An 11,721-nucleotide genomic window follows, 5' to 3' on the forward strand; every position below is an offset into this window, starting at 1 on the left:
GCAACAAAGTCCCCTCTTCAACGTTATGCAGAAACATTAATAATGATCTTACCTTGTGCTCGACCTGTCTCACTGCGAGCGTGGGCTTCTGCAACCTGGTTTAAGGCAAATTCGCTATCGATATTGACCGTCAACTGACCTGCATCAGCAAGCACTGCTAGTTTTTCCAACTGTTCGCGGTTCGGCAAAACAAAGCAAAATGATGCATTCACACCGAACGCCGCCGCTTTGTCTTCTTCAGGTGTCTTCGCAATCGAGACCAAGCGACCGCCTTTTTTCAGCGTTTTAAAGCTGTTGTCCTGCGTGTCACCGCCAATGGTGTCAAACACAACATCCAAATCTTCAAGTGTTGAGAAATCTTCTTCACGGTAATCAATCACATGGTCAGCGCCAAGCCCCAACACAAGTTCAGTGTTGCGTGAAGACGTCGTGGTGTACACCGTTGCGCCGCGAAGTTTGGCCAATTGAATAGCAAACTGACCTACCGCACCTGAACCGCCATGGATGAGTACACGTTCCCCTTCTTTGAGTTGCACGTATTCATTCAAAGCTTGCCATGCCGTCAACGCTGCAAGCGGCACACCAGCAGCCTCTTGCCAGCTTAGTGACGCCGGTTTGATGGCAACCTCGTCAGCGGAAACAACAATGTACTCAGCATAGCTGCCGTTATTTGCGATCTCTGGGCGGCTATACACCGCATCACCGATAGTAAGACTTGTTACATTGTCGCCCGTTGCGACCACTTCGCCAGAAACATCCCAGCCAAGGGTTAAAGGCAGTGAGTGATTGAGCAATGGTTGTAAGTAACCTTCACGGATTTTCCAATCAACAGGGTTTACTGATGCAGCACGTACTTTGATTAGCACTTCGTCGGCCTTGGGTGTTGGAATATCAATCGTGTTTAACGCAAGCACGTTCTGACCGCCAAAATCACTTATCTGTACTGCTTTCATTACATTGCTCATCATGCTTCTCCTTTGGGTTTGTTTACATACCCAAACAACCAAGCGCTGTTGAGTATCAATGTGAGCAAATCGTAACCTTTCTTTACCCTCTTGATTAGACACGAAACCATCACTATATTGTTTACAAATTGGAAACAATTGGTATGGAAATGGCATTAATGAATGAAAATATGCAGGAATTGATTCTCTTTTCTCATATAAACCGCCAGGGCAGTTTATCGGCAGCAGCACAGCTATTAGGGATCAGTCGGTCATCGGTCAGTAAGCAGCTCGCGGCGCTAGAAAAGAAAATTGGTTCGCGACTCTTCAACCGAACGACCCGCAAAATCATGCTCACAGACGTCGGACGAAAAGTGCTGCAAGAAGCGCACAATGTCGAGTTAGCGCTCCAGCGCATAGAGCACATCAGCGAAGACTCTCGGTCTGTGGTGGCGGGGGAACTGAAGGTTTCTTGCCCTGCGGCACAAGGACGAATACACATTACGCCGTTGATGACAGAGTTCCTAAAACGTTACCCGGATGTGTCCATTAACTTGCAGTTGGAAGACCGTTTCGTCGATATGGTTGCCGAAAACATCGATGTGTCGATTCGTGTGGGGTATTTGCCAGATTCAACCTTGATCGCGCGGAAACTTGGGGATGTGTCTTGGGTACTTTGCGCCAGCCCAACGTATTTGGAAACCGCACCACCGTTAAAAAAACCATCAGACTTGCTCAATCATCCTTGTCTCTATTACCGCAGCACGAAAGTCACCATGAACACCTGGTCGTTTATCGGGAACAACCGAGAAGAAGACGTCACTGTGTCAGGGCCCTTTTCCGTCAATGATCCCGGTGTGCTGGTCTCTGCTGCATTGGACCATGTCGGTGTGCTGTTGCTCGACAGAGGTTTGCTAGGGAACACCATCGAAGAGGGAAAACTCGTGCCGTTACTTGAAGAGTATCAGGCGGTGGGTGGCCTCCCGACCTATGTGGTTTACCCTGAGCGGGAGTTTATCCCGGCTAAAACCCGTGCCTTGGTAGACTTCCTGCTTGAGAAAGCCCCCTCTACGTTTCATCGCTAAATGCTATTGCTTTGTTCGCTAAAAAATACGTTCGCTAAGAGCTACGTTTGCTAAATGCCATGTTCGCTAAATTCACTGATCACCAAAAACAAAAAAGCCGCGGCAATCCGCTCCAAAGAACGAAATACCGCGGCTTTCTTCACATTTAAGCGTTAGCGATTACGCATTGCCTGTTGGTGCTGGGCGTTGTTGGCGACGCTGTGCAGGTTTCGCGTTGCCACCACCTGAACGTCCATTGCCGCCACTGCGCGTTGCACTGTTGCCTCGGTTAGAACCGTTGTTACGGTGACTACTGTTACCGCGCGCAGGTTGCCCACCTTCTGATTGACCTTGCCCTTGGCTTTGACCTTGTGCAGGACGACGACGCTGGCCTTCGCCTTGTGCGCCACCCTCTTTGTTTTGTCCACCGAAGTGACGTGGGTTCTTGCCTGATGGTTTATGACCACGTGCATTCTCACCAGAGCGTTGGCCGTCAGAATGACCCGTCTTAGGCTTCTTCGGTTTCTTCATTGGACGTCTGTCCAAACGAGACTCTGGGATCGGGTTGGTAGGTTTAAAACCGTCCATCTCAACACGTGGCAATACTTGTTGAATTAAACGCTCAATACCAAACAAATCTATCGTTTCGTCTGCACATACCAGTGAAATAGCTTTGCCTGTTTCACCTGCGCGGCCTGTACGACCAATACGGTGAACATAGTCTTCAGCCACATTTGGCAAGTCAAAGTTAACCACTTGCGGAAGCTGTGGAATATCAATACCACGCGCTGCAATATCCGTTGCTACCAATACGCGTACTTCGCCTGATTTGAAATCTGCCAGTGCTTTAGTGCGTGCGCCTTGGCTTTTGTTGCCGTGAATCGGTGCCGCAGTAATACCTTGATCGTTCAGGTAATGTGCCAGTTTGTTTGCACCGTGCTTAGTACGGCTAAATACCAAAACCTGACGCCAATCGCCTTCTTTGATCAGGCGAACCAACATTGGCGCTTTTTGGCGCTTGTCGACAGGATAAATGCTTTGTTCAACGGTTTGTGCTGTTGAGTTACGTGGCGTCACTGAAATCTCAACAGGATTGTTCACCAATCCTTTCGCGAGCTCACGGATCTCATCAGAGAATGTCGCGGAGAACAGCAGGTTTTGGCGTTGTTTTGGCAACAGAGCAAGTACTTTGCGGATGTCGCGAATGAAACCCATGTCCAGCATGCGGTCAGCTTCATCCAATACAAGCACTTCAAGCTGTGAAAATTTCACTGCGTTTTGGTTGTACAAATCAATCAAACGACCCGGTGTTGCCACCAGAATGTCGCTACCTTTACGAAGACGTAAAAGCTGAGGGTTGATTTTCACACCACCAAACACAACGTAAGAACTCACGTTCAAGTGACGGCTGTATTTAACAACGTTGTCATTAATCTGAGCGGCAAGCTCACGAGTCGGCGTCAAAATAAGCGCACGAACGTGGTTGCTTTTAGCACGCGGACCAGCACTTAAACGCTCAAGAATTGGCAGCGTAAAACCGGCTGTTTTCCCTGTCCCCGTTTGGGCTGCAGCCATTACATCTTGTCCTTCAAGAACAGCAGGGATCGCTTGAGCTTGGATCGGCGACGGTGTGTCATAACCCTGTTCTTCGATGGCTTTGAGGATTGGTGCAGATAGACCTAACGAGGTGAAACCCATAAATTCGATTCTCTGTAAAATATCTAATATTTCTGGCGAGATAGCATTGCTATTCCCAACTTCGAAAACATGACATACGCAAAGCACTTAGCGTCTTTAGTATTCATGCTACGTTGAATCGAATGATTGGAAACGTGTCGCCAGCTGCGTCTTGTTTTCAAGCAGCAGAAATGAAAAAGCCCGCGCGCTCTTTGTTCTAAGAGCAGGCGGGCTATTTCGAATGTGGCGGAGAGATAGGGATTTGAACCCTAGGTGCGCTATAAACGCACGCCGGTTTTCAAGACCGGTGCTTTCAACCACTCAGCCATCTCTCCGTAAGTGGTGCGCATAATAATGGGCTGATGGCGTGCTGTAAAGGGTTAATTTCATCAAAATGCATTAAGTGCGGAGTTTTTGAACAGTTAACGCCAATTCTGCCCCTCCTACCCGATCCGACTGCACTGGCACGCTCATTTTGTGCTCCGTCCGGCGCAAGCTAGTCGTTAATTGCTCCTTTTTCTGTCTCAGATACTACACTTTCGAAAAAAGCCTTGTGTTATTAACAGGTAAATTGCGTTTTGAATTCATTAGGGATGAGATTCTCAAAGGTGCAACGTTTAATGCGTTTTACCGAGTCTTTGCATTACCCCCGAATGGATGTGAGCGTGGGTTTGTAATGAGAGACGACGAGAGAACCATAATGAAAACTTCAGATTTGTTTGTAAAAGCGCTCGAAAATGAAGGTGTTGAATACATCTATGGTATCCCGGGTGAAGAAAACCTCGATTTTCTCAACTCGCTAAAAGATTCCCCGATCGAACTTATCCTCACTCGGCACGAACAGGCCGCAGGTTTTATGGCTGCCACCTACGGCAGGCTAACTGGCAAGCCGGGTGTATGTTTGTCGACCCTCGGCCCCGGCGCAACGAACTTTGTCACCGCTGCAGCGTATGCGCAATTGGGCGCGATGCCCATGGTGATGCTGGGCGGCCAAAAGCCTATTCGCAAAAGTAAGCAAGGTCGATTCCAGATCGTCGATGTCGTCAATCTAATGAAGCCCATCACCAAATATTCCGAACAAGTCGTAGACGGAAACAATGTACCCGCCATGGTACGCGAGTGTTTCCGCTTGTGTTCAGAAGAACGTCCAGGAGCAGGATATTTAGAACTGCCTGAAGACATTGCCGACGAAGATTCAGCCGCGACCATTTTTGATACCGTTCACCATCGCCGCCCTGATGCGAACATGCAAAGCCTCGAGCAAGCGGCGGATATGATCAAGAATGCCAAAATGCCACTGCTACTGATTGGTGCAGGTGCAAACCGTAAACGTTCAAGTCAAGCACTCAAAGATTTCATCGATAAAACCGGCATCTACTTCTTTAACACGCAAATGGGCAAAGGGGTTGTGGATGAGCGCCATGAACGCTTCATTGGTACTGCCGCGCTTTCAAGCCACGATTTCTTGCACTGCGCCATCGAAAAAGCAGACCTCATCATCAACGTGGGTCACGATGTTATCGAGAAACCGCCTTTCTTTATGGAAAAAGGCGGCACGAAAGTCATTCATGTGAACTTCTTCGCGGCGAGAACCGATGAAGTGTATTTCCCGCAATTGAATGTCGTGGGTGACATCTGTTCTTCAGTGAACCGCCTTACGGAAAAAGTGGGCAAACTGAACCAAGACCTTAGTTTCTTCCAACGCGTAAAAGAGAATGTCGATCAGCGCACCACCAAATATTTTGAAGATCGCCGCTTCCCTATGTTGCCTCAGCGTTTGGTGAAGATTCTTCGAGACCAACTCGACGATGAAGACATTGTGACACTGGATAATGGGGTCTACAAAATTTGGTTCGCCCGCAATTATCAGTGCTACACCAACAACACCCTGCTTCTTGATAACGCACTCGCCACCATGGGTGCGGGTTTGCCGTCAGCAATGGCAGCAAAACAACTCAACCCAACCAAAAAAGTGGTGTCCGTTAACGGTGATGGCGGCTTTTTGATGAACTCGCAGGAACTTGAAACCGCTGTGCGCATGGGTCTGGACTTGGTGGTCATCATTTTGAATGACAGTGCCTACGGCATGATCAAGTGGAAGCAAGAAGGCATGAACTTTGAGGATTATGGCCTCGATTTCAATAACCCCGACCTCGTCAAATATGCCAACAGCTTTGGCGCAATCGGTCATCGACCTGACAGCCATGATGAATTCCAATCCATCTTAAAACATGCACTGAATTCAAAAGGCGTTCACTTGATTGATCTCCCTGTCGATTACTCACTTAACCACTCCATTCTTAACGTATTGATTAAGGAAAGTGAGGGCATTAAATAGAAAGGAAATGACCATGACGGAACTGAGTGTCTATCGCCCGTTTGATAGCGGGCTGATAAAGACCATCCCAATGCAAAGCGCCAGCGATGTCGATACGGCAATCGCCAATGCCCATGCATTATTCTTGGATCGGCAGGCATGGTTGCCTGCCCACCAGCGTATCGAGATTCTAGAAAAAACCATCAGCATCATGTCTGATCAGGTTGAAGCGCTAACACTTTTAGCTGCCGAAGAAGGTGGGAAGCCTTACATCGATTCAAAAGTCGAAGTGCTCCGTGCCATTAATGGCGTCAAACTTGCTATTGAACACATCGCACAGATCAAAGGCGAGCAAATCCCAATGGGGCAAACCGCAGCGTCGGTAAACCGGCTTGCGTTCACTATTCGCGAGCCCATCGGTGTTGTGTCTTCTATCAGCGCCTTTAACCACCCGCTCAATCTGATTGTTCACCAAGTCATTCCGGCGATTGCCGTCGGGTGTCCGGTGTTAATCAAACCTGCGATGACAACGCCCCTGTCGTGTCTGCGTCTTGTGGAGATTTTGCATGAAGCAGGCTTACCGAAGGGTTGGTGTCAGGCGCTGGTCACGGACAACGATGCGGCCAGCCAGCTGGTGTCCGACGCACGCATTAACTTCCTTTCCTTTATTGGTTCTGCCAATGTCGGATGGATGTTGCGCTCGCAACTCGCACCAGGCACACGCTGTGCCCTAGAGCATGGCGGCGCTGCGCCCGTTATTGTCGATAACAGCGCCAATCTTGATGAGGTTGTACCTAGCCTCGCCAAAGGTGGGTTCTACCACGCGGGCCAAGTGTGTGTGTCAGTGCAACGCGTGTATGCGCAGCAGGGATTCTGCCGTGAATTGGCCGTGCGCATTGCAGAAGCAGGGGATCAAATGAAGGTGGGCGATCCGCTCGACCCTTCAACAGAAGTGGGCCCTCTTATTCTGCCGCGCGAAGTTGATCGCGTCGAAGAATGGGTGAATGAAGCGGTCGCTGCGGGTGCTGAGCTGATCAGTGGCGGTAAACGGTTGTCTGACAGCTGTTACGCACCGACGGTGCTACTCAATCCTCCTGACGATGTCCGCGTTTCACAAAACGAAATCTTTGGCCCTGTGATTTGCGTGTATTCCTATGTCGACAAAGCTGATGCAATAAGACGTGCGAACGATCTCCCTTTTGCATTCCAAGCTTCGGTTTTTACTAATAATTTGGAAGATGCGCTATCACTCACACAGCAATTAAATGCAACTGCTGTTATGGTTAATGACCACACCGCGTTTCGCGTCGATTGGATGCCATTTGGTGGGCGCGATGCATCAGGCATTGGCCTAGGCGGTATTCAATATTCAATGCATGAAATGACCAGAGATAAAATGCTGGTCTTCAAGAGCCCCAGTTTGTAGTCGAGGCTATCGTTCTTGCAGGATCACATGGTCCTGCAAGAACGAGATAACAATAAAAACGGTTTTACTAAAAAACCATGGCTACAAATTAGGGCGCTAAAGATGTCAGTTTCACTTTCCCAAAATCATTGTCAGATTGCGAAATCGCTAGCTCCCAATGCAGTGCATAGTCATAAGTCTCTGATCTTAAACAATATGAAATTATTGGCATAGTTTTCGCTTAAGACATATATCTATACAGGGGAGGTAGGAAATCATGCAAATTGAACATATTCAACAACCCGACGACACACTCACTCTCGTTATTTGTGGCGACATGGACGCGCAAGGTTGCAGTGAAATCCAACCTGAGCTAGACCAACTCGTGAACGATGAAACCCCGAAAGACATTACACTCGATCTCCACAATGTCGACTTTCTCGATAGTTCTGGTATCGGTGCCATTGTTTTCCTCTTCAAACGATTAAAAGCTAAAGGTAAAGCGCTTTCGCTCATACAGGTGCATGGCCAGCCAATGGAAATTATCCAGCTGCTTCGCATCAACAGCGCGATCTCAGTTAAACCGGCTTCAACCGTTAGTTAATTCGTTGTCCCCGTCTTCTGTCTTGCCTTAAAGCAAACAGAGAATAGACGGATTTTTCAACGCAAGAAGGAGGCGAGGCATGCGCACGCTATTTTCTCTGATTCTGCCCATTGTCGTTCTTTCTGGTTGCTCGGCATTTCCTGACCATGGCCAAGGTGGCATGGCAGAACACAACTATTCATCACTCACCCCCGTGATGGCAGACGAACCTTTAGGGCCAGAACACGGCCTGCGTTTCGAATGGGAACTCACGTCACGACATCTCGACATCCTCATCTTAGAAGGTGCAGAGCTTTGCTTTCCCGCCACCGTGGTTCAAGCAAGACGCATGCAAAACCGTATCGTTCGAGAGCTTCAAGGTGGTCTAGAATTTGACGCCGCCAATGACCTCATTATTCAACGAACAACACTCGAACGACTCGAAAAGCAACTTGATGCCGTTCGCGGAAGTAAAGCCTGTATCCCTCCGGGGTCTATTGGCTTCCAATCTGCAGCAGAACTCGCCGCCCAGATATACGGTTTGCTGAATGCCGACAATCAGTTTTCCTTTAACTCCTCTGAAGTGAACCCTAAATACATGGGGCGTTTAGCAGAAGCCGCTACCCTACTGCGTGATGTTACCCAATACGATTTACACATTACTGGCCATGCGGATTCCGTCGGTAATGGCCCCCAAAACAAAGCCCTGTCTCTAGCGCGTGCAAATCAAGTGAAGCGCTATTTGCAGATTTTTGGTATTGCACCCTCGCGTCTGACTGTGGACGCCGTTGGTGCAACAGACCCACTCTTTGAAGGCAACCAACCCGAAGTTCGTCTCACCAACCGTCGTGTTTCCATCGAGTTGGTCGAAGCGGACGTTAAGAGAAAAATGCATGCTGGAGGTCTATGATGAAAAAAATCATCTTACTCCTCATCCTCGTCACACACGCATTGGGGTTGTCCCTCACTGCGAGCGCCGATGAATATCGGGCACAGATTGGTGATCAAATCGCCATCATGTTGCCGGGCGAGGTCACCCTTAACAAAGAATTCCAAATCGATCGTCAGGGACGTTTAACACTCCCTGAGGTCGGGATGGTACAAGCGCAGGGAAAGACCGAACCAGAACTGGCTGAGGCAGTAAAAGAAACCTTGTCTACTGTCTTTCGCGACCTTTCCTCCTTGCAGGTGTTTGTCAGCAAGCGACAGCTGCTTGTGACGATCCAAGGCTATGTTGAAGAGCCGGGTGAATTCACCTTAAAACAAAATGCGTCAATCCAAATGGCACTTTACGCTGCAGGCGGCCTTCGCACGGGCGCACAGCTTGACCGATTTCAGTTGCGCAGAAATGGTGAAGTGCTCACTTTCGACTACAAAAAATTCCTTGATACTGGCGATGACTCTTTACTGCCAACATTAAACTCGCTAGATACCCTCTTCATTCCGGCCTCCCCTATGATCGGGAACGTAGAGCAAAACTTTGACCCTGCGGCGTTAGCCGATTCCGGTGATGCTGCAGAAGACAGAAAAGCCATTAAAGTGTTCGGTGAAGTGATTCGCCCCGGCAGTTTCTCCGCCAAAGAAGAGAACAACCTTGTGGATTTATTGATGCGCGCGGGCGGTGTGACCCGCTATGCTTCGGTTGAGCAAATCCGCGTTATCTCTTCCAACGAGCCACGCACCTTTAACTTAAAGCAGTACCTCGACAGCGGTGATGAATCCTTGTTACCGAACATCGTTGAAGGCTCAACCATCTTTGTCCCCAAACAAGAAGAAGAAATCAAAACAGGTTCAAACACCGTCTATGTGATGGGGGAAGTTGCCAAGCCCGGTGCTTATGAAGGGAAAGATGACGCTACCTTTATCGATATTCTTGCGAATGCTGGCGGCCCAACCCGTTTTGCCGAAAGCCGTCAGATTCGCGTAATCAAAGCCGATGGAACGACAGTCCCTTTTGATCTGAATCTTTTCACCGAAGGAAAAATGGTAGGTGGCCCACCAAACATTGAGCCCGGTGATGCGATATTTGTGCCTGAGAAACTCGATTCAAACGAAAAATCCTGGCTAAAAGTACAGCCTGAGCGCGCGGTCCGTGTAATAGGTGAAGTATTGCGCCCTAGCCGCATCGAATGGTCTGATGAAATGTCACTGCTTGATTTACTCGCGCACGTTGGTGGCCCAACAAGCCGTGCTGACACCAGCCAGATTGAAGTCGTTACCCCAGTATCAGCAAACAAATCGAAATCTTATACGTTCAACCTTGATGTGTTCCTCAAGGAGGGTCGCCCAGATTCAGAACTTCCGCCAGTCAGGGCTGGCACAACCGTGCGTGTTCACGATTTACCGGATGATCCTGTCGATAACAAATCCAAATGGATCCGCCAAAGTTCAGAAAGCTCCATCTATGTGTTCGGTCAAGTGGGCGCCCCAGGACGTTACCGTTTCACCAATGAAATGCACTTTCTCGATATTCTTTCTGCTGCAGACGGCCCTACGGCGAATGCCGACTTGCACAACATCCGTGTGACCCATTTAGACGGCAAACACGCTCGTGTCAGCAGACTTAACCTTGCCATGTTCTTTGAAACCGGAGATTCCACCTTACTTCCTGAAGTCAAAATGGGTGACACCATTTATATTCCAGAGAAAAACCGCAACTGGCTCGATAGACCAAAAGAAGAAACCATCCGTGTCCTTGGCGCAATCAATCGACCAGGTCGCTATACCTTTGACGACCACATGACGATCCTCGATTTGCTTGCAGAAGCTGGCGGCCCAAGTGCCAACGCCTACATCGAGAAAATCACGGTCGTGAACATGTCTTGCTGTCGTGACCAAGCCCGCACGTTTGATTTGTCAGAATTCAGCCGCACTGCGCGATTCCAAGACCTTCCAGTACTGAGAGTAGGCGACACAGTTTACGTCCCAACGAAAGAAGAAAGCACGGCGGAGAAGATTCGCCAAGGGATCACCGATATCTTCCAGATCGCAGGTATCGCAGCACTTGTAGGTATACTCTAATGAATATTCCTCCGCTCAACCTTGAAGTCGAACGGATCTATTTTCAGGTTATCCGTAACGACTATAAAACCCTCGCTTTCGCTTCGACAGAGTCAGGGGAAGGCGTCACATCTCTCGCAACAGCCATCGCTCAGCGTTCTTTGCTTGCGGGAAAATCCACCTTGGTGGTCGATCTCAACCTTTATCACCCCAGCCTTGAAAGTCAGGGGATGACAACCGTACAAAGTGAGCGAGGTTTGCTACCCAATCCCGAGTTAGTGGGTGTAGCAGGTGAACATGCGTACTTCACCGGCATCATTGCACCATCGAAACGCGAGACCATCATGGAATTACGCCGCCCAGGTTCGCTAGAAGCCTATTTGGAGGAATGGCATAAAGACTATGACCTCGTGATTTTTGATACTTCCCCGATGTCGCGTTTGAATGCCAACAACATTCCACCAGAACGTGTTGCGGCTGCGGCCGATGGTACGATCTTTGTGGTAATGGCAGGGCAAACAACCACGGCGATGGCAGCCGAGTCGGTTAAAAAGCTCAACGATGCAGGCGCACACATCCTAGGCAGTGTGATCAATGATAAAAACAATCCCTCGTTGAAGGTCGAAGTTCTTCGCGAAATTGGTCGCCTCAAAAAACGCTTACCCAAGCTCGCAGGAAAACTGAGAAAAATGGTGCTAAGTAGCCACCTTTTGTCTTTGGAGATTTAATTC

9 protein-coding genes and 1 tRNA gene are annotated in these 11,721 nt (G+C 49.0%); 7 read left to right on the forward strand and 3 right to left on the reverse strand.

Annotated features, from left to right (window positions below; all coding sequences use genetic code 11):
* Positions 1-23 precede the first annotated feature (23 nt).
* Positions 24-965: an NADP-dependent oxidoreductase gene (locus BCT27_RS08400; RefSeq protein WP_102318641.1), complete on the reverse strand. Its 942-nt coding sequence runs from the start codon at positions 963-965 to the stop codon at positions 24-26.
* Positions 966-1,123: 158 nt separating this feature from the next.
* Here BCT27_RS08400 and BCT27_RS08405 point away from each other — a divergent pair, with 158 nt between their 5' ends.
* Positions 1,124-2,029: a LysR family transcriptional regulator gene (locus BCT27_RS08405; RefSeq protein ID WP_241908535.1), complete on the forward strand. Its 906-nt coding sequence runs from the start codon at positions 1,124-1,126 to the stop codon at positions 2,027-2,029.
* A 159-nt stretch (positions 2,030-2,188) separates the two neighbouring features.
* Here BCT27_RS08405 and BCT27_RS08410 read toward each other — a convergent pair whose 3' ends face one another.
* The gene (locus BCT27_RS08410) at positions 2,189-3,706 is read right to left on the reverse strand and encodes a DEAD/DEAH box helicase (protein WP_102318643.1); all 1,518 of its coding nucleotides are present in this window, start codon (positions 3,704-3,706) and stop codon (positions 2,189-2,191) included.
* Between the two features lie 223 nt (positions 3,707-3,929).
* Positions 3,930-4,020: transfer RNA gene (locus tag BCT27_RS08415), tRNA-Ser, on the reverse strand.
* Positions 4,021-4,385: 365 nt separating this feature from the next.
* On the opposite strand from BCT27_RS08415, the gene BCT27_RS08420 reads away from it, so the two are divergent.
* The 6 genes from BCT27_RS08420 (at position 4,386) to BCT27_RS08450 (ending at position 11,718) form a co-directional block, all read left to right on the forward strand.
* The gene (locus tag BCT27_RS08420; protein ID WP_017011169.1) at positions 4,386-6,023 is read left to right on the forward strand and encodes an acetolactate synthase large subunit; all 1,638 of its coding nucleotides are present in this window, start codon (positions 4,386-4,388) and stop codon (positions 6,021-6,023) included.
* Between the two features lie 13 nt (positions 6,024-6,036).
* On the forward strand, positions 6,037-7,428 hold the full coding sequence (locus BCT27_RS08425; protein WP_102318644.1) for an aldehyde dehydrogenase family protein: 1,392 nt from the start codon (positions 6,037-6,039) through the stop codon (positions 7,426-7,428).
* A 256-nt stretch (positions 7,429-7,684) separates the two neighbouring features.
* Positions 7,685-8,011 carry an STAS domain-containing protein gene (locus tag BCT27_RS08435; RefSeq protein WP_017011172.1) on the forward strand — a complete coding sequence of 109 codons (327 nt, stop codon included), beginning with the start codon at positions 7,685-7,687 and terminating at the stop codon, positions 8,009-8,011.
* 79 nt (positions 8,012-8,090) lie between these two features.
* Positions 8,091-8,900: an OmpA family protein gene (locus BCT27_RS08440; protein WP_017011173.1), complete on the forward strand. Its 810-nt coding sequence runs from the start codon at positions 8,091-8,093 to the stop codon at positions 8,898-8,900.
* Positions 8,900-11,011: an SLBB domain-containing protein gene (locus tag BCT27_RS08445; RefSeq protein WP_102395545.1), complete on the forward strand. Its 2,112-nt coding sequence runs from the start codon at positions 8,900-8,902 to the stop codon at positions 11,009-11,011. Before BCT27_RS08440 ends, BCT27_RS08445 begins: the two co-directional genes overlap by 1 nt.
* Entirely contained in the window at positions 11,011-11,718 is a 708-nt protein-coding gene (locus tag BCT27_RS08450) for a P-loop NTPase family protein (protein WP_102318647.1), read from the forward strand. The genes BCT27_RS08445 and BCT27_RS08450 overlap by 1 nt, the downstream gene beginning before the upstream one ends.
* Positions 11,719-11,721 lie beyond the last annotated feature (3 nt).

The sequence above is a fragment of the Enterovibrio norvegicus genome (assembly GCF_002876705.1).
Classification (GTDB): Bacteria; Pseudomonadota; Gammaproteobacteria; order Enterobacterales; family Vibrionaceae; genus Enterovibrio; species Enterovibrio norvegicus_B.

Excerpts from the sequence above, each read along its gene's own strand:
- BCT27_RS08400 (WP_102318641.1), bottom strand. The coding sequence starts at position 965 with ATGAGCAATGTAATGAAAGCAGTACAGATAAGTGATTTTGGCGGTCAG.
- BCT27_RS08405 (WP_241908535.1), top strand. The coding sequence starts at position 1,124 with ATGAATGAAAATATGCAGGAATTGATTCTCTTTTCTCATATAAACCGC.
- BCT27_RS08410 (WP_102318643.1), bottom strand. The coding sequence starts at position 3,706 with ATGGGTTTCACCTCGTTAGGTCTATCTGCACCAATCCTCAAAGCCATC.
- BCT27_RS08420 (WP_017011169.1), top strand. The coding sequence starts at position 4,386 with ATGAAAACTTCAGATTTGTTTGTAAAAGCGCTCGAAAATGAAGGTGTT.
- BCT27_RS08425 (WP_102318644.1), top strand. The coding sequence starts at position 6,037 with ATGACGGAACTGAGTGTCTATCGCCCGTTTGATAGCGGGCTGATAAAG.
- BCT27_RS08435 (WP_017011172.1), top strand. The coding sequence starts at position 7,685 with ATGCAAATTGAACATATTCAACAACCCGACGACACACTCACTCTCGTT.
- BCT27_RS08440 (WP_017011173.1), top strand. The coding sequence starts at position 8,091 with ATGCGCACGCTATTTTCTCTGATTCTGCCCATTGTCGTTCTTTCTGGT.
- BCT27_RS08445 (WP_102395545.1), top strand. The coding sequence starts at position 8,900 with ATGAAAAAAATCATCTTACTCCTCATCCTCGTCACACACGCATTGGGG.
- BCT27_RS08450 (WP_102318647.1), top strand. The coding sequence starts at position 11,011 with ATGAATATTCCTCCGCTCAACCTTGAAGTCGAACGGATCTATTTTCAG.